This window comes from Pseudoalteromonas sp. SCQQ13, assembly GCF_015864415.1.
GTDB lineage: Bacteria > Pseudomonadota > Gammaproteobacteria > Enterobacterales > Alteromonadaceae > Pseudoalteromonas > Pseudoalteromonas nigrifaciens.
Genome location: NZ_JADYXG010000014.1, coordinates 29,441 through 48,060, shown reverse-complemented (window position 1 = coordinate 48,060; position 18,620 = coordinate 29,441). Strand labels below are relative to the sequence as shown.

Below are 18,620 nucleotides of genomic sequence, written 5' to 3'. Positions count from 1 at the left end.
ACAATTATGCTAATTGATAGCTGTTGCTGATATTCCATGGCAGCAGCGCGTCGATTTGCTCTACCGTTTCTGCATAAGGTAACTTGGTTAGCAAGTTATGAAGATACTGATAGGGCTCAAGGTTATTAAGCTTGGTACTTTATGCCGAACCACTTGGCTAGAGCCTTATAATACAAAGACACCTGCATATTATTGCTTCGGCAGGTAATCCACCCCCCAAAAATAATAGAAGCCAAATGTAGAATTTTCTCTTATTGTAAACACAGGAGAAAATTATGAAAAAAGCACATTTTACAGACAGTCAGATCCTCGCTATTTTGAAACAAGCAGAAAGTGGCGTGCCTATTACTGAGCTATGCCGTGAACATGGTATGGGCAACTCAACCTTTTATAAATGGCGCACTAAATACGGCGGCATGGATGCGTCTTTAATGACACGAATGAAAGAGTTTGAAGATGAAAACCGCCGTTTAAAGAAAATGTATGCTGAAGAGCGGCTAAAATCTGAGGTCATTCTAGAGGCAATAGCAAAAAAGTGGTAAAGATTTCTGAGCGCAAAGTATTGGCATATGAAGTCGTTAGCACAGATAAAATGAGTATTGCCTTAGTCTGTCGTACTTTCATGATAAGTGAAACATGCTATCGCTATACGCCAAAACTGTCTGATGAAAATGAGGAAATTGCAGCGTTACTATTGGATTTAAGCCAATGTCAGCGTAATTGGAGATTTGGTTTATGTTTTTTATACTTACGCAATGTTAAAGGCTACACATGGAATCATAAGCGCGTTTATCGTATTTACCGTGAGCTTGAGTTGAATCTGCGAATAAAGCCTAGAAAGCGCCTAACAAGGGAGAAGCCTGAACCATTAGCTGTACCTGATGCCATTAATGAATGTTGGTCAATGGATTTTATGCACGACCAGTTATCTGATGGCATTCTGAATGAGTTTAAAATGATCTTCCCTTGAATAACTAAGTTGTAATGTGTACTAGCTCAAAAAATCACACTGCAAGTATTTAATAGCATTGCATCTTAGTTGTAAAATACAGAAAATAATCGCTACAAGGTGTATAGGGTGATTTTGTAAAACTAAAAACCTCTGAAATAGCTGCAAGGTCAGAATTTACAGTGAATTTCTGTGGCGAGTTATATTCGAAGAGTTAAGCAATCTACGACACAAATCATCTGCCAACACAATCCGAAAATACATTCAAGGGCAAGGTTAGTTACTGTGACTCATCCCACCGACACCGCTTCACATCGAACAATGGATTTTCTCGGAGTTTTTGGATAAAACAAAGCTCTATTATCTCAAAACACTTTCCACTATTTTTAATTTAAGATATTGATAATTATAAAATTAATATTGCTACATTAATGCTTTTAATAAACACAGACAGAGTTTCATTATCTCAGATCACTTTTCCACTATTTGAATTCCCTGCATGAAAATTAACGTTTATCAATGTTGCCGCTCCTCTGAGTAGCCTCCCCTTTAAATATTAATCGTCATCCCCCTGTCATAAGCTATTGCTAGAGTCCATATATTCCAGTAATAATTAAGCTATATAAATGAATAAATCCTTGTATAGGGATCAGGTGTTTTTCATCAATGCGGATACTAATAAGCATTCGGTGAATAAAAGTAATCTACATACAACAATGCAATTCAAAAAAATAGATTATTTATTTCGAGAGCACTGGCTTGATGTATGTCGATTATTACACAAATCATATGGCTCAGGACCTCCAGAGCCTGAAGATGTTGCCCAAGAAGCTTTTAGCCGATTTGCACAAATGAACAATCCTGAGAAAATACACAATCCTAAAGCCTATATCTTAAAAATAGCTATCAACATCACTCTTAAATCAATTGGACACTTATGTAAAACTCGAGAGTTTATTACCGAGCAATTACTGATTGATGAAGAGCAAGTAGATACATTTTGCCCAGAACGTATTTTACAGGGTGAACAAAGTATTGAAATTATTCAAAAAGCCACAAAGCAACTCAGTAATAAGCAACGCGATATATTAATGCGCGCCAGAATAAAGGGGCAAACATACGCGCAAATTGCCGCAGACACAGGCTGGAGTATTGCTGATATTTGTCGTCAATTAAATACTGCAATGTCTATTCTAGAACAAGTTGATAGAGGATCAACTTGTAATAGCAGTAAGTTAAATAGAAGCAGTACTAGCAACCCACTTGTAAGCCGCCCTACCTAACGAGTAAAAATCATGACAGACCAATACAACGAAGAAGCGTTAGTAAAAAACCAAGCAAGAGAATGGCTTACCTATCTTTACTCTGGAGAAACAACGCAAGAAAAACGTGATGAATTTATTATGTGGCTCAATATTAACAATGCGAATAGACAAGCCTTTACCCAATCTTACAAGGTCTGGCAAACCATTGGAGTAACAGATTCAGCTCTAGAGTGGTTAGAGCAATACGCTATACGAGAATCTGTAAAGCTATCATCCAAAAAACAAAAAAATATATTTACTCAATCTGCAATATGGTTGAGTGGTATTGCCGCGAGTGCTTTGTTTTTATTTGTTAACGTTGCATTTGATGCCCCTGAAGTCTTGAAAGTAACGGTACCTGAAATAGTACTTACGTCACCCATTGGGGGAAACCGAACGGTAATATTAAATGATGGCACATCTGTCACATTGGCAGGAAATAGCAGTATTTCAGTCGATATAAATCCGCATGAAAGACGTATATTTCTGCGTAAAGGCAGTGCTTATTTCGACGTTACTCATGACTCAGCGCGTATGTTTTCAGTATCAGCTCAACATACAGAAGTTCGCGTTCGTGGCACTGCATTTGAGGTTGAATATAGCACTGACAATGAGCTAAAAATTTCAGTACAACGTGGAATAGTAGATGTAGCAGATTTACCTGAGTATGGCGGTCAAGATGAAAAAGTTGTTCAGTTGCAATCAAATGAACAATTACGTGCCGATATTAATGGTAAATTTATTAACGGTATTACTCATTTCAATCCTAAAACAGAATTTGCTTGGCTAAATGCACGATTAATTTACGATAATATACCACTCAAAGATGTAATCGTGGATATCAATCGTTACATTACAAAACCTGTTATTATTTCAGACGACAGCATTAACAACCTTCCGATTACTGCATCATTCACTTTCGATCAAATTGACTCTGTTTTAGCAGGATTAGCTGGCGCTTACCCTATTAAGTTAATAGAAGAAGTAAATCGTACACTCATTACAAAAGCTAACAATACCCAATAGCGAGTAAGTACTCGGGACGTTTTTCATAAGCTTCAGTTTATGAAGCTTTTGTTAAACATGTATATTTTCTGAAAAACTTTTCTTCTTTGTGACTCTTGTAACGAACCTCTATTAATTAACCGGAAGATACATTATGAAAACATTACTCAGTAAATCTATTAAGTTTGCACTTTTTAGTAGTGCGCTTGCTTCTTTAACACCTCAGGGTGCATTTGCACAACAAACTGAAGTAAACATTTCCATCCAACCTTTAGGTCAGGCGCTTAATCAGCTTTCTCAACAAACAGGAACAGTCATTATCGCGCCAAGTCGTCTAGTGAGTGATAAACAAGCCGTTGCTGCTATCGGAAAGCTGTCAGTAACCCAAGCAGTTGAACAGTTATTACTCGGTAGCGGTTTAATAGCACAACAACAGCCTAGTGGTGCCATAATAATAAAAAAAGCCGACGTAAATCCTATCTCATCAAATAAGCACACAGCTAACTCTAGTTATCATGCACCAATGGATGAAATTGTGGTTACTGGGCTTAAGCGCGAGAGCAGCTTACAAGATACTCCCGTAGCAATTTCTGTACTGGATGGTGATGAGTTAAAAGCACAAGGTGTAACAGACTTCACGGACTTAATTAATAGTCTATCGGGCATATCAATCAACTCAGCTTTTGGTGGCCCTGAAAATAGTTTTATCACTATTCGTGGTATTGGTGGTGCTGATGACTATAAACCGAATGGTAACCCATCGGTTGCGTTACATGTTGATGGTATTTACCAAACATCTAATGCTTATTTAAGTATGCCGTTATTTGATTTAGAACGAATTGAGGTACTTAAAGGTCCGCAAGGCACACTATATGGCCGCAATACAACGGCCGGTACAATTAACGCAATTACGCGAGCTCCTGGTGACACATTAAACGGTTATGCTGATATCGAGTATGGTTCATACGACTTTGTTTCTGGCAGCGCTGCTATTGGTGGACCCGTATCAGATAATTTAGGTGTTCGGGTTGCTGTATTAATGAAACAAGGTGGTGGTTTCATGGATGGCAAAGGCGCTGGTAACTTTGCTGGGTTCGTACCTGAAGGTGCTGAAGGAGTTATCCCTCCTGTTACTGATCCAGGTGAGCGCGATGGGTTTGGTGATGCTGATTTATTTGCTTTTAGAGGCACTGCTGAATATGAGTTTGATAGTGTAACATCATTAACCTTACACTACTTTTTCAGTCAAAACCGTGGCGATACTCGCCAATACGACCGTATAGCATTCGTTGATGACTCGTCTAACCTTAATGCTGGAGAAAACGATAACCCTTATGAATTTTATACCAGTGAATATTACTCACATGAAATAGACGTAAGTGGGATTTCGGGTGACTTCAATCGTCAATTAAATAAAGATTTAAATTTAGATGTGTTATTCGCTCAACAAAGTAGTGATCGTAATGTTAGCGGTAATGGTGACGGCACTTCTTTCCCTCGCTATCAATACAATTTTGATGATAGTTTGAATCAAACATCGTTAGAAATACGATTAAGCGATAGTACTGGCGGTCAATTTGATTGGATAGCAGGTACATTTTTCATCAACGACTCAGTAGACTTTATCAGTAACTGGAACAGCTATACTGTAATGTCTCAATACAGCTCACCTTATAATCAGCGTCGTAACAGTGTTGCTATTTTTGGTAATGTCGACTGGAATGTATCAAACGATTTAGTTCTTAGTGCTGGTCTGCGTTATACGAAAGATAGCGCTAAATTTCGCGGTGAAAATATTGATGCAGATCCTTGGGGGCTGTCAATATTTGAAGATACTTTTCAAACGGATGCTAATTTTTCTTGGGATCGACAATTCGATGACAGCAACGTGTCGGGGAAATTAGCCGTTCAATACTTTGTTAATAATAACTTTAACGTGTTTGCTTCTGTTAGTACGGCTTATCGTGGTGGTGGTTTCGACGGCACCTCTATTTTTTCAGAGGAAGAAACAGAACCTTTTGAATCAGAAGAAGTTCTCGCTTATGAAGCGGGTGCTCGATATGTAAATGACGTATTAAATTTTACGTTAGACGTGTTTTCTTATGACTTTGAAGAATTACAAGCAACAGCTCGTTTATCAAATGATACAAACGGAAGAACAAACGTAGGTAAAGCAACTGTTCGTGGTGCTGAAGCCTCACTCACTACGACCTTATACGAAGCAAATAGCCATAGAGTTACCTTCAATACCGCGGCTACCTACCTAGACACTGAAATTACAGAATTTAATTCAAACCGAGTTAACGATGTCATCAGTACCATTGGCGACCCACTTCCTGGTTCACCAAAATGGAGTCAAACGGCCGCGCTTAACTATGAGACATCGCTCACTAGCAATACTCAGTTAAACGCACGCCTTAATTATAGCTACCACGATGAAGAGTCAAATCGCTTGAATGCGGGTGAAGGTAATACAACCCCTTCGTATGGCATTCTTGGATTGCGTGTGGATGTAACATTCAACAATGGTTTAAATCTATATGCGTATGGCCGTAATATTACTGATGAAGTTTATTTTCTTGAACTCAATAGTGGTTCTCGCTTAGTCGGCGCACCCGCCACTTATGGCGGTGGTATTAGCTATGCATTTTAATTAGCAATACAAACTACTCGTGCTCTTCTTGAGTACGGTGTTTTATTTTCATAAAGCGTCCCAGACTCTTGTGACGCTTTTTACTAAGTGTTTGTACATTTTTAGGTGACTTTATGACTTCATCAACGTTTTTTCCTTGGGTAGCTTTATCCTTACTTATTTTTAATACTGCATTGGCTAATTCGCCATTACCCGCTAAATCGGAAACCCCTTATGAGCAGGCCACCTCATGGCCAGATCGAATTATTGCAACGGCTACGGAAAACCCAGCGAAAAATATTTCACTCACTTGGCGAACAAATAGCATTACTGATAGTACTTACGGCCAAATAGTTGCTGCAAATTCAGATGCCAGGTATGACATTCATGCAAATACAGTGAAAGCAATTACGAACACTGCCTCCTTAAAGCAAGGTAGGAATCATCAAGGTGAGTTTAAATACCCTGCTAATGATAAATTTCCTGATGTAAATTATCATGCAATCACATTTAAAAACTTATCACCTGATACATTATATAATTACCGTGTTAGCGGTGCCGAAGGTAAATGGTCTCCTTGGCAACAAATTAAAACAACATCTTTACAAGCGAATAAAGATGTTGAATTTCTCTATTTTGGTGATGCACAAAACGGAATTTACTCTCATTGGCCGATGGTATTAAGACGCGCATGGAAAAATGCAGCCAATGCTGAATTTGCTATTTATGCTGGAGATTTAGTAAACGAAGGAGCTAATGATAAGCAATGGTCAAACTGGTTAAATGCTGGGCGCTTTATCCATGGTATGTTACCCGCTGTATTGGTAGCAGGAAATCATGAGTATGATTGGCAGATACACACTAATAAAGGTATTAATACTAATAATAATAATAATAATAATAATAATAATAATAAGAGTTGGGCACTTTCAACTCTTTGGCAGGAGCAATTTACATTGCCTCCGGTATCTACTTTACCCAATGTATTACAAGAAACTGTTTATGCATCGCATTACCCTGACTTAGATATTTTTGTACTTAATTCTGAAGCGCAAGGTGACGTTAATTTATTACAAGCACAAGCTGAGTGGTTAGATGATCAACTACAACACAGCAAAGCACAATGGCGGATTGTGACTATGCATCACCCTATATTTTCATCGTGCGGCGTACCATTAAATACTCCAGGGCAAGATGAGCCAGAAGTAAGGGCTGCTTTCTTACCCATTCTCCTAAAACATAATGTCGATTTGGTGTTACAGGGCCACGATCACACGTATGCTCGTGGCAGCATAGGCACAAAAGAAGATATCGCAGTATTGGCCAGCTCTACCTCGCCTAAAAAGGTTAAATCTGTGTTTGTGACATCTGTGGCAGGCCCTAAAACTTACCCACAAAAACCGACACGGTGGCAAGAATATAATCACTATGGTGTTACTCTTGAGCGTATAGGTGAAAATACTTCCACCTATCAAATTATTAAAAAAACAACTAATAAACTAATATATAAATCATTTACTACAGATGGAAAATTATACGATGGCTTTACTTTAGAAAAGGCTGAAAGTGGTCAAACAACCTTAAAAGTCATGAGCGATTTACCAGAACAACGTACTTTTGATAACACTGGAGACTATAAAAGCCATCATGACTTAGCGGAGTAATTGACTGTTTCGAATAACCTTCCTCTTTAATTGGAATTTTCAATTATTGAGGTTCACTATTGAGGCCTTGCCTAGATTAAAATATCGCATCAGTGTAGATATCACGTTTAGGTTAGCCCTCAACAAGTGCTACTAGGCTATCAATTTATTTTTCGAAAAAAATCACGGTATAAAAAGACATGTCCAGATTCAACAAACACCTTACTTGCAAACTTATTACTTTTCCTATGTTATCCATGACCAGACTGATCAACAGCGCAAGCTAACATTGCTTCTTCGTCAACACGGTTTTTGATATTTAGAGTTCATCGCTTTTTCAATTAAGGCATCTATACCTGCTTTTTCTACAAGTTCTCAGTAAAGATAGGGCATACCTCGTGATACGCCCATGAATTTACAAGCTATTGCAACGTTATCGAATTATTGAGCTTATTCTAATAAACTAGCTTAATGTTTAATGATTGGGTTGTTAGTACACAAGTTTTTTATATCATGAAGCAATGATTTATCAATTACTTAGCGAGAAAACCCTGTGATCTTTAGTCGCTGGGTAGTTCACTTTTCTACTTCTTTACTCGGTACATAAATAAGGCTGCCATCTTCCATTTGATAGGTTTCACCTGCTTTAGTGCCTTGCCCTTCCCCTATTTCACCATTTGACTCATACCGAGTCAGTTTTTCACCATTCTTTACTGTAATTTTCATATCCGCTTTACCTGGGTTTTCAATTACAACAATATCTTTATTCGAAAGTGGGCTCAAAGGGTTTGCTGCGATCACAGCCAATAAAATTCCAATGATCACCAGAAATAAATCAACCAAATTAACAACCGACAATATTGGGTCATCCGCATCATCACTATCAAGAAAACGCATTAGCTTCTCCTTGTTGTTCATCTTGGCGTTCCAAGTCCCGTAATTCTTCTAACAAAAATCGACGCTTCACTGTAAGCACACCAAAGGTAATACTTGCAGCAATAAGTGATAATATAACAGCTGAAAATGCCACGACCATATTACTCGATACTTCACTCACTTGTCCTTCACCCAATGCTAGCAGTGCAGGTCCAATAGATATCATCGTTGCGACTAGCCCAAGCATTGGCGAAGTCCGAGTAACAATACGTAATTTTTCTAATCGCTTGAGTATCCACAGCTCTAAATCTTCACTATTAGAAACAGCCTCTGTGCGACTATAACTAGCAAGTTCTGATACATAAACCTGACGCTTACGTTGTACATATTCCATCGCAAAACTCCCCAGTACAAGCAAAGAATAAGCTAAAGATAGTAATATCAGCGACATTACTGGAAATAAGAAAAAACGTGTTAAATCATATAATATACTTTCAAATTCGTTCATTTTATTGACCTTTAATTCGATGTTTATTAAGCTGTTTCTGGTATATTGCACCACTGAGGATCAGCCCTAACATAGCTAAAACCAGCAACAGCCGAGTAATGTTTGAAGATGTATTCGATGACTGTTCGGTAACTTGCTGCAAGGTTTGACCTACCACATTTTGATTACCGCCTTGACCGGCATTCGGGCCATAGCCTGCAACCAATTCAGACAAAAAATCAGCGGTTTTGATAGCTGCTTTGTGCTGAGGATGCTCTTGCAACAACTCTGCATATCGTGTTGCGAGTGCTATTTTTGCTTGGTCACTCGCTTGCCAATAATCCTTGCGAATAGCTTCTGCCATACGCTCAATAATTTGCATTTGGGCAACGGGCTGTTGTTCATCAAACCACTCGTTAAGGCCAAGCTTATACTTATCTTCAACAAAAACTTGGCTCATTGCTTCCCATTGATCATTACGGATCACATCCGGTGCAGTCGCCTGCCAACCAAACACATTATTTACAGTATTTAAAATTTCTAATGCACCAGCATATCCTTCGCCCTGCATTCCTTTTATCCAATTAGGATTAAGATATCGAGCCCGCATTTCTTCACTAATAAAATCAGCGGCCTTTACAATACGTCCTGTTGGTTGGCGTAAATCACTTATATACAGCTCAGGCGATTGACCGTTTACTGATCTCACAGCCGCTGCCATACCACCTAAAAACTCAAATGGATGATCTGTTGATAACATGCCATGTAAATTACTTGAGCGTGACATAATAGCCGCATCAACGCCTTTAAGCTGTTGACCAAATAAATTAATACCTTGTCCAACACTGACTCCCCACCCTTTACGGCCATAGCCATATTGTAAGCGTGCAAGATACTGCTCAGCCAATGCACCATCACCCTCCCATGATGTTGAATCTAAAGCTAGATTAGTCACTCCTGTTCCATAATCCCCCGGTTGATTGCTAAAAATTCGCAGTTCTGCTAACTCTGTAGCCTCTTGCTTTTTAATCCCTTTGTTGATTAATTCGAGTTGGGTCGCCAAAGTATTTTTTGCAATAATATTACCGTCATCAAGCGCCGCTAGGCGTGCTATTGCATCCGCAAGTAAACTCATAAAACCATCAAACTGGTCACGATAAACACTCGTTACTTGGACCACAACATCGATACGCGGATAAGAAAGTTGATCCTGTGCAATGATGTCAAAGTAACTCACTCGGCCATTTCGTCCCCATACTGGCTTTAAGCCTAAAGCTCTTAAAACTTGCCCTTCAACGACACCCATGTGACGCTGTGCTTCACCTGACCATAAAGAAAATGCAAGCTTATCTGGGTACACTTGATGCTCTGCTTGGTAATTTTTAATAAGCTGTTCAAATGCTTGCTCACTCGACTTGTAAGCTGAAGGAGTCGGTATTTTTAGCGGATCAAAGCCGTACAGATTAGTCCCATTACTCGTCTCAGGCATTCGCACAGGATCTCCGCCTAACCCTGCCGCGATAAATTCGCCATTAAGTGCTTTTAACAAAGCTGGAATTTCTTGGTTATCTGTAAGGCGCTTATAATTAACTTGAGCCGTGTTAAGCATATTTTTAAGTTGCTCATTACCTTCAGGAAAAGTTCCATCAAACAGCGCTTTTCGCAACAAACCAATTACTTTACTTTGTTTTATATTGTCTATTCCTGTTGCAAGAAACTCTTCAGGATCCTCTTCTCCGGCTAACTGCAAAAATTCAGGCCCGAGCTGCTGCAGTATAGTTAACAATAAATGTTCAGATGATGCCGTTTTACCAAAAGTATGAAGACCCAATGGGGTGATCGTTGCTGCAAGTTTATGTAAATGATCGTGTAATGCTGTATAAAACACTGAAAAGTCAGATTTTATTTTCGCATCATTAAATCCCAGTTCAATATCCAAAGACATACTTTTAGCGTGGGTAATTAGCTTTAGTTGTACTTCATCTTTTACCTGACCGGCTGATAACAATTCATATTCATGTACTAAGTTATGAATATCGAGTAGTTCTTCGTATAAACCAGAAGGTGCAAATGATGGCGTTTGATGGCTAATCGTTGTAGCTCGCCCTCTGCGCCTTGCTTGTAACGCCTCCGTCACATTATCTTGAATATATGGATAAATGACTGGCATATTCCCTAGGCTTAAAAAGGGGTAATCATAAGCACTCAGCCCTCTCGCCTTACCCGGTGTCCATTCTTGTGTGCCATGAGTTCCAAAGTGGATCAATGCATCTGCTTGATGTAATTGCAACGCAAGGTATGCAGCTAAATAATAATGATCGGGGGGGACTTTTGTGTCATGCGTATCAGCTCCAACTTTCCCTGAACGAGGAGGCTGTGGCATTACTAATAAATTCCCCCAACTCGCTGCCGGAAAAATAAAAGCAGCTTGACCATTAACGTCATGCAACGCCCAATGTAAGTTGACTTCCCCCCATTTAGTATTTAGTTCTTGTTGTATTGCCGCAGGTAATGTTGAAAACCATGCTAAGTAATCAGCTAAGGGTAAATGAATAGCCAATCCTTGCTGCCATAAATCAACCAATTTATCGGGATAGTAAATCCCACTGAGCAAGCGTTTGCCTTGTTGTATAATTTCATCTTCAGTATGTATATCGACTGCATAACCGGCCTGCTTCAAAGCAACCGACACATTTGCCAAACTACTAGGAATATTAAGGTTTGAGGCAGACATGTTCTCTTCACCTGCAGGCGTATTCCAAAACATTAAAGCTAATTTTTTAGCTTTATTTGGTTTTCTTTGTAACTGGACTAAAGCATTTAATTTACCTAATAATAAATCCACTTGTTCAGCAATTATTTGCGCCTCGCCATTTTGTATAGCGGCTATTACAATTGGATCTGACATTCCCCAAGCTTCTGGTACAGCCATTAAGGTTGCAGCACTACTTGAGGTAAGTCCCTCTGCAGAAGACAACCAATCTTGCTGACTACCATCACGATAAGTTAATGCTTGTAACACAGGCACATTTAATAATGAAAACTCAGCTTTTCGTGCCTCACCATTTTGCATATGGGTCATATTCACTAACGCACTTGGTTTTGTTTTCTGCCAAAAGCTGCTCAAACCACTGTCATTAGCGCTGTCGAACCACAGTATTACAGGCGCTAAGCCTGCATCTATTGTGCGTTGGTACAAATCATCAAGCAGGCTAGTTTGCATATCTCGGATCAAACTATTAGAAATAATAAAACCAACTAATGGAGACTGTTGTAAAGAGTGATTATGCTGTAAAAATTGACCTAGATTGTCGTACACTCCATTTGGCGTGTAGATCCCTTGCTCTTTAAGCTGAACTGGCTCAGGTAGAACAATATTGCTCTCTTTATTCGCTATTTTCTTTAGTGTTGAAAATAAATAACCATAATTTTGCTCTGTACCATTCGCATAATAAGCTATCAAGTTACGTGCAAATTTACCCGATACATTACCAAATCTGGGTCTCCCTCCACCAACTTGGATCCAAGGTACAGTAAATCCAACAACACCTTGAGGCAGCGCAATTTCAACAGCAGTTCGATCAGATGGACGCGGGCTATCAAGTATAACTAACGACGCTGTTTTTATTTTATCCTCAGAAAAATCCCCCGCTTTTTGAGCATAAATATAATCAATTTCAACATCATATTGTTCCGCAATAACTGCTAACTGCTCAAATTTACCCGCCACTACAAAATCTGACGCAATAATCAAAATCTTTGTGGGCGCTTTAGCCTGCACAGAAGCCGAGAGTACTGTTAACAGTAAAATTAAGAATCTAATCATGGTTAAAAACTCATCTGCGCGCTAAGAAACAACGTACGACCTTGTTCAACAAACTCAAATTGCTCAGATTCATCAAGTAAATAAACATCCGTTAGATTGTTAATACTGGCACGAATTGACCACTGTGAATTTAAACGATAGTTAGAACTTAAGTGAAGCAATTGATAGCCTGGCAGTTTTGCATCATCAAGGTATTGCTCGCCAACATGCTCTAAGCGTAATTGAGTGTCTATATTCTCACTGAGTTTCCATACCAACTCAGCATAACCAGACGTCCTTGGTTTATTTCTTAGCGCTTTATCTTCACTATCATTACGCGCATCAAGGTAGTTAAAATTTGTTGCTGCACTTAAATCGTCAAAAATTCGCCAAAAAGCACTCACTTCCAATCCCGATAACGTAGCACTTTCAATATTTCGATAATTACGTAACGCACCGCGACCATCACAGCCAGAAATACAAAAAGTCTCAATTAAATCTTCTGCTTTTGTTGTAAATAAAGTCGTTGTAATATTCCAGCTTTCTTTTCCATACCGTGCCGATAGCTCATACGACTTATTCGTCTCAGGCTGTAGTTCTGGATTACCTACAATATAAAATAAGCCTCCCGCCGCAGACGTTTCATACTCAGCTGAAAGTTGCTTCAAACTCGGAGCTTTAAACCCTTCTCCATAACCACCTTTAAATACCCAATCCCCCTTACTCCAAACCATATATACGCGAGGACTCGTTTCCCAGCCATACATATCATGCTGATCAAACCGTCCTCCTAGCAACAGAGATAAATCATCGCTGAGCGCCCAATCGTCCTGAAAAAAAGCAGATTTCTGAATAGATAGCCTCTCTCCAGAGTCATTCACGACACTATCTTTAAGGTTTTGTCGTAACCATTGCCCACCAAAATGTAACTGATGTCCCCCCAATGAAGTACCCAACTTAAAATCTGTAATATCTTCTGTTATTTCACTTGGGCTTGTAACTGAAATATTATTTGTGCGCGTATTTTCACGATCTACTTCAGTACGGTACATGCGTATTGTAGAGTCACCCCACGACCAATAACCCTGGTGCTGTAACGATAATTGCAAACGAGAAATATCATCTTTAAAAGTGTAATAATTAGCCCTTAAAGCAGTATCATGCCAACGGTAATCATCAACCACTGCAACCATAGCATCAATTGTTTGATTATCCGTTGCCGCCCAAGTCATTCTCAGCCGTAAATTATCTGTTTTCTGTCCTTCAATATCTGAACGATTTGGATCCACACGATTTGCAACATCTTGCTGATATTCACGTACTGCAGAAACCCGAATGCTAAGATCATCCGTTACCGAACCAGAAGTTGAGGCACTCATACTATAACTTTGAGCATCTTCATCTGAAAGTTGTTGACCACCCGTAACGGCTAACGAACTACGCCAGTCTTTTGATACTTTTTTAGTTATAACATTGATCACGCCACCCAATGCATCTGAACCATATAAAGCAGAGATAGGCCCCCTAACAACTTCAATCCGTTCAATATCATTAACTGGAATCGAGCTAAGCTCGAAATTTGAATGAGCAATTAAATCGGATGACCCACCCACTCGCTGGCCATCGATTAGAACCAAGGTTTGATCTGAATCCATCCCTCTAATTTCAATTCCTTTACGTCCGAAACCAACAGCGCTTAAGTTTATTCCGGTTTGGCCGCGTAGAGCATCGGATAAATCCATAACAACTCGACGATTAAGATCATTCTGTGTAATAACACTGATGCTTGCAGGCGCTTCACTCAAGAACTTTTCTGTTGATGTAGATGTGACAACGATCTGTTCCATGCCTTGTTCAGTGGCTATGCCGTTATTTGAAAATAAGAGCGGTGTTAGGTAAAGCAGTGTATAAATAAATTTTTTCATTGTTATAATACAACATATCAAAACATCATGTAATTGATGTAATTAAGTTAAAAGAATTTGAGTGGCTAAACTCAAATGGAAGCTAATTAGTTTTCTAAGCGCCACCAATGATATGATATACTATAACACTAATCAAGTAGTGCTCATTTACTAAACGCTTACGATACACGTAACGTATCACTGTTAAGATAGTACAATTTCTATACGCAACCTTTCTATTTGTACTTACATTCAAGTATTAAGTGGTAAACCAAATGGTTATTACAAGTATTCGTCTAAATCTATTAAGCGACAATTACGGTGTCCGGTTGATCTGATAAAGTTCGGTACAGCAGAACAGAGGAGTTCACTGTGCCGGGAACACGAATCACTGATCAGCAGGTCACTATTTATATGAAACATAGAAAGCGTAATAGCCAAGTTATCGCGGCTGCGAAAGCAGGTATTTCTGAACGTTCAGCAGGCGCATTGATATACTGGATGGTAAGCGTATAGCTAACGACTGTCTGTAAAATGTGCTTTTTTCATAATTTTCTCCTGTGTTTACAATAAGAGAAAATTCTACGTTTGGCATCTATTATTTTTCGGGGGGATTACCAGTTTTTCTTTCGGTATAAACTGCGAAATTCAACGGCTTAACGCCATTTGATTACATCATGCATTGCCTCGATGAGCTTTGTCAGTCTGAGCCAGATATAAAACGATTATTGCCTTGGAATCCAGGTGGAGATCGCCGGACGTTTACATACAATTCACCATAAGCCCTGGCAACACCCTCACCTGATAAGGTTGCGGGCAAACGCGGAGTTATTAAATAGCAGAATCACTTAACCTTTTCTGACAAGTTAATAACTTTTCCAAGAAGTGATCAACGAGAGGAGTGGTTTTTTTGGTCTTTACATCAAATAGAACAAATGTAATTTCTGCATCTGCAACTACGTTATTCGTTTTTTTACATTGGATGACTTGAGTAACAACCCCACTCTTGTTACCAATTTTGCTAACAGTAGTCTTAATTATAAGACTTTGCCCTAAAGTTGCAGGTAAGCGATAATTGATATTGATATTAGCAATAACCCATGTCACACCCTGCTGTGAAAAGTATTCTAGCTCTTCACTCATACAAGCCCAACGGTCTTCCTCTAAAAACTCTAAGTAACGTGCATTATTTACATGCTGATAACCATCTAGATGGTACCCTCTGATTATAACTTCTGTCATATTTAAAACCTTTATGAATAATTGACATCCTTCATTTCATTTCTTTTACATGTTCAGGAAAGGAAATGAAGGGGGTTTTGGTTTGATAAATGAAAGATTATTGCCCTGCAGTCAAGCCACCATCACTTACTAAAATAGTTCCTGTTATGTACCTTGCTCCATTAGCACTTGCTAGCATCACATATAAGTCTGTATGCTCCTCAGGAGAAGATACCCGTCCTAGTGGGATATGCTGTCCCATTGAATCTAAACGTGACCTATCAGAATTCATTGATTTCTGTCGCTGATTTAATGCATCTGTTCCACTGATCGGAGTATCTGTTGCGCCTGGCGCAACTCCACAAACTCGAACGTTAGGTGCAAAATCTAAAGCTAATTGACCAACAATCCCTCTTAATGCGTATTTGGATGCTGTGTATAGTGGGCCTCCGCCACCAGGGCGGAAACATGCATTAGAACCAGTTGTGATCAAGCACCCATTGGTTTTATTTAATTCTGAATAGCTCGCATGTGCAGCCATTAGTACAGCCTTTACATTTGTAGACATTATTTGCGAAAAACCATCTTCAAGCTCTGTTACTGACATTTTTTGTAATTTTTTAAAAAAATCCCAAACGCCAGCATTTGCAATCATCACATCTAGACCTCCCCACTTTTTTATAGCGGAAGTAACGGCTAATTCATTTGTTGAATAATCATTCACATCACCTACTACAAATGAGAAGTCTTTATGCGAAGCAAACTCTTCTACTTGCTCTGGTTTACGCACTACTGCGAGAACACAAGCACCTTCCTTTAAAAAACGTTTAACAATAGCTTTTCCAATACCACTGCCTGCTCCAGTTACAACTACGCGTCTATTAAGTAACATATGCCTAATACCACCTTTAAATTACATAAATACGTTTAAGTTTTTAGTCAATAACGTAGATTGTTGTAGTAGAATAAGTCGACCCGATAACCGGTAATCATTACCCACTTTACGCCAAATATCTTTCCGGCGACCCATTAACGTAGAATCATCACGCTCAAATCGACTTCTATATAAAGTAAAAACAGTATGAACTTCAAACTCATCGACTTTATCTGTATGGAATACTTCCAGGTTAGATATAGCCGTTACTTGGCGCGTTGGTGGATCTTCTGTCCAGCACATACCACTATCATTACGTCTCAATCGCATAGCTATTGAGTCTTTACTTTCTTCGAAAAGCGGAACCCTAAAAGTCGTTATTTCGGGTGTGCGGTTTCTTCGCAAGATGTTTTCACGCAAGGGAGCCCAATAAATTAGATCCTCTTCAAGGCTGTTATACCACTCATCAAGCTTTTCATTATTTAACAGGTAAGCTTCTTTGTTAATATACTGTTGGATTGAAAAAAAAGTTTCGATATCAACATGTTTACCTTTAGCGTCAAGCGCTAGCAATTGATCTTTAGTCATTTTTATACCCTTACTAAAATTGCGGTTTTGCTAGTGGGATATCTGCCCAACTTTTAGCATCCATAAATTCAGCATACCTTTTGAAGAATAGTCGTTGGTTAGCATCATTAAGTTGACCCTTAGTTACTATCCCAGGTAAATCGATTGGTATACTTTCACCTTTAGTTGGGTTCATTTGATAGCAAAGCTTTTGATTACGAGTTACATAACCTGAATTACCGATTGTTGCATGCTCCCAGTTCTCACCATCATCCATCTCCAAAATACCGCTGGGAGAAAACGTACGCATAGCTCCTAGACGCCAGCGATCTTTGATTTCATCAGATGCTTCACTTGGTACTAATGTCCAACTATGTAATTCAGTCTCCATTGGCCCTTTTGGTAAAAAGGTTCTAAACGTTAAATACCCGGGCAGGAATGCGAAATTTGGAAAAATAGCGCCTGATGCAACAGAGCCGATCATTTTTGCACGAACACTTCCGAGGCGTTGACTTATCTTTTCTTCACGAGAACGTAAGTACTTCACGATTTCCTTATCACCCATTGTCGCAGCATTTCCGAAGTTGTTTGCTAACGAAAACTCCCAACCATGCCCATTAACGCTACTTTGATATGAATTTTCATTCGATACATGTATTCCACCAGAGCTTTTCAGTGTGGATTCTGCAGCGCTAAGGTGAGTCCATAATGCATGATAGATATCACCAACAAAGTTATCAGCCGGATACTTCCAATTACATTTTAATAATGATCGAGTTGTACCTGGAATGAACTCAGTTCCTTTATCATCGATATCAAGAATGGCGTCCATGTACCATCTAAAATCACCAAGATAATCACCAAGAGAAGGGGCTTCCTCATCAAATGTAGCAAAAACTAAACCTTTATAAGTTTCTACTCGCGCTTTATGCAGCCCCCAATCAGATTTATCAAAGCCTTCTGTATTATCGTATAATTGATTTTCAGGCATTCCATTTAGTTTACCGTCTAACCCAAACGCCCAACCATGGTAGTTACATACAAATGAACGGATTTTCCCTTCCCCTGCAAAACAAACCTTATTCCCTCTATGTGGGCAAGAGTTAAGCATTACATTGATACTCTTATCTTTAGCTCTAGCTACGATAACAGCATCTTCACCAATATAAGTGGTGATAAAATCACCAAATGATTTAACTTGTGACTCATGTGCTACAAAATGCCAGCAACGAGCAAATATTTGCTTTAATTCTTGTTGGTATATAGCGTTATCCCAAAAAATGCGTCTATCAATTAACCCATTTTCATGGTCGATAAGTGACTTTATATTCATCGACATAATTAATCCTCTGT

At 39.0% G+C, this 18,620-nt stretch carries 13 protein-coding genes and 3 pseudogenes; 7 read left to right on the top strand and 9 right to left on the bottom strand.

Going from position 1 to position 18,620, the window contains the following annotated elements:
* Positions 1-4: 4 nt before the first annotated feature.
* Positions 5-121 (bottom strand): annotated as a pseudogene (locus I6F41_RS18210) (transposase domain-containing protein); the annotation flags it as partial.
* A gap of 154 nt (positions 122-275) precedes the next feature.
* Here I6F41_RS18210 and I6F41_RS12260 point away from each other — a divergent pair.
* From I6F41_RS12260 to I6F41_RS12240, 5 genes and pseudogenes are all read left to right on the top strand, one after another.
* Positions 276-937: pseudogene (locus tag I6F41_RS12260) on the top strand (transposase); the annotation flags it as partial.
* Positions 938-1,575: 638 nt separating this feature from the next.
* Positions 1,576-2,232, top strand: a complete 657-nt coding sequence (locus tag I6F41_RS12255) for an RNA polymerase sigma factor (protein ID WP_197108591.1) — start codon at positions 1,576-1,578, stop codon at positions 2,230-2,232.
* Between the two features lie 12 nt (positions 2,233-2,244).
* Complete coding sequence (locus tag I6F41_RS12250) at positions 2,245-3,279, top strand: FecR family protein (protein ID WP_197108589.1); 1,035 nt, start codon at positions 2,245-2,247, stop codon at positions 3,277-3,279.
* A 133-nt stretch (positions 3,280-3,412) separates the two neighbouring features.
* Entirely contained in the window at positions 3,413-5,911 is a 2,499-nt protein-coding gene (locus I6F41_RS12245) for a TonB-dependent receptor domain-containing protein (RefSeq protein WP_197108588.1), read from the top strand.
* Positions 5,912-6,024: 113 nt separating this feature from the next.
* Complete coding sequence (locus I6F41_RS12240) at positions 6,025-7,554, top strand: purple acid phosphatase family protein (protein ID WP_197108587.1); 1,530 nt, start codon at positions 6,025-6,027, stop codon at positions 7,552-7,554.
* Between the two features lie 555 nt (positions 7,555-8,109).
* On the opposite strand, the gene I6F41_RS12235 is transcribed toward I6F41_RS12240, so the two are convergent.
* From I6F41_RS12235 to I6F41_RS12220, 4 genes are all read right to left on the bottom strand, one after another.
* The gene (locus tag I6F41_RS12235; protein WP_197108586.1) at positions 8,110-8,430 is read right to left on the bottom strand and encodes a DUF2149 domain-containing protein; all 321 of its coding nucleotides are present in this window, start codon (positions 8,428-8,430) and stop codon (positions 8,110-8,112) included.
* Positions 8,417-8,803 carry a MotA/TolQ/ExbB proton channel family protein gene (locus I6F41_RS12230; RefSeq protein WP_231613541.1) on the bottom strand — a complete coding sequence of 129 codons (387 nt, stop codon included), beginning with the start codon at positions 8,801-8,803 and terminating at the stop codon, positions 8,417-8,419. Before I6F41_RS12230 ends, I6F41_RS12235 begins: the two co-directional genes overlap by 14 nt.
* Before the next feature lie 115 nt (positions 8,804-8,918).
* Positions 8,919-12,722 carry a cobaltochelatase subunit CobN gene (gene cobN, locus I6F41_RS12225; protein WP_197108585.1) on the bottom strand — a complete coding sequence of 1,268 codons (3,804 nt, stop codon included), beginning with the start codon at positions 12,720-12,722 and terminating at the stop codon, positions 8,919-8,921.
* A 2-nt stretch (positions 12,723-12,724) separates the two neighbouring features.
* Positions 12,725-14,626 (bottom strand): TonB-dependent receptor domain-containing protein, encoded by a 1,902-nt coding sequence (locus tag I6F41_RS12220; protein ID WP_192532837.1) that lies wholly within the window; start codon positions 14,624-14,626, stop codon positions 12,725-12,727.
* A gap of 351 nt (positions 14,627-14,977) precedes the next feature.
* Here I6F41_RS12220 and I6F41_RS12215 point away from each other — a divergent pair, with 351 nt between their 5' ends.
* Positions 14,978-15,121: a hypothetical protein gene (locus tag I6F41_RS12215; RefSeq protein WP_197108584.1), complete on the top strand. Its 144-nt coding sequence runs from the start codon at positions 14,978-14,980 to the stop codon at positions 15,119-15,121.
* 122 nt (positions 15,122-15,243) lie between these two features.
* Positions 15,244-15,387: pseudogene (locus tag I6F41_RS18045) on the top strand (transposase domain-containing protein); the annotation flags it as partial.
* Between the two features lie 49 nt (positions 15,388-15,436).
* Here the strand turns inward: I6F41_RS18045 and I6F41_RS12210 are convergent.
* The 4 genes from I6F41_RS12210 to I6F41_RS12195 form a co-directional block, all read right to left on the bottom strand.
* Positions 15,437-15,847 carry an acyl-CoA thioesterase gene (locus I6F41_RS12210; protein WP_197108583.1) on the bottom strand — a complete coding sequence of 137 codons (411 nt, stop codon included), beginning with the start codon at positions 15,845-15,847 and terminating at the stop codon, positions 15,437-15,439.
* A 97-nt stretch (positions 15,848-15,944) separates the two neighbouring features.
* Positions 15,945-16,718, bottom strand: coding sequence for an SDR family NAD(P)-dependent oxidoreductase (locus I6F41_RS12205; RefSeq protein ID WP_197108581.1), 774 nt, complete (start codon positions 16,716-16,718; stop codon positions 15,945-15,947).
* A 21-nt stretch (positions 16,719-16,739) separates the two neighbouring features.
* Positions 16,740-17,273, bottom strand: a complete 534-nt coding sequence (locus tag I6F41_RS12200; protein WP_197108578.1) for a 3-phenylpropionate/cinnamic acid dioxygenase subunit beta — start codon at positions 17,271-17,273, stop codon at positions 16,740-16,742.
* A 28-nt stretch (positions 17,274-17,301) separates the two neighbouring features.
* Positions 17,302-18,606: an aromatic ring-hydroxylating oxygenase subunit alpha gene (locus I6F41_RS12195; protein ID WP_197108576.1), complete on the bottom strand. Its 1,305-nt coding sequence runs from the start codon at positions 18,604-18,606 to the stop codon at positions 17,302-17,304.
* Positions 18,607-18,620 lie beyond the last annotated feature (14 nt).

Bases quoted from the DNA above. Each gene is read 5' to 3' on its own strand.
- cobN (WP_197108585.1), bottom strand. From the start codon at position 12,722: ATGATTAGATTCTTAATTTTACTGTTAACAGTACTCTCGGCTTCTGTG.
- I6F41_RS12195 (WP_197108576.1), bottom strand. From the start codon at position 18,606: ATGTCGATGAATATAAAGTCACTTATCGACCATGAAAATGGGTTAATT.
- I6F41_RS12220 (WP_192532837.1), bottom strand. From the start codon at position 14,626: ATGAAAAAATTTATTTATACACTGCTTTACCTAACACCGCTCTTATTT.
- I6F41_RS12210 (WP_197108583.1), bottom strand. From the start codon at position 15,847: ATGACAGAAGTTATAATCAGAGGGTACCATCTAGATGGTTATCAGCAT.
- I6F41_RS12235 (WP_197108586.1), bottom strand. From the start codon at position 8,430: ATGCGTTTTCTTGATAGTGATGATGCGGATGACCCAATATTGTCGGTT.
- I6F41_RS12240 (WP_197108587.1), top strand. From the start codon at position 6,025: ATGACTTCATCAACGTTTTTTCCTTGGGTAGCTTTATCCTTACTTATT.
- I6F41_RS12230 (WP_231613541.1), bottom strand. From the start codon at position 8,803: ATGGAATATGTACAACGTAAGCGTCAGGTTTATGTATCAGAACTTGCT.
- I6F41_RS12205 (WP_197108581.1), bottom strand. From the start codon at position 16,718: ATGTTACTTAATAGACGCGTAGTTGTAACTGGAGCAGGCAGTGGTATT.
- I6F41_RS12255 (WP_197108591.1), top strand. From the start codon at position 1,576: ATGAATAAATCCTTGTATAGGGATCAGGTGTTTTTCATCAATGCGGAT.
- I6F41_RS12245 (WP_197108588.1), top strand. From the start codon at position 3,413: ATGAAAACATTACTCAGTAAATCTATTAAGTTTGCACTTTTTAGTAGT.
- I6F41_RS12250 (WP_197108589.1), top strand. From the start codon at position 2,245: ATGACAGACCAATACAACGAAGAAGCGTTAGTAAAAAACCAAGCAAGA.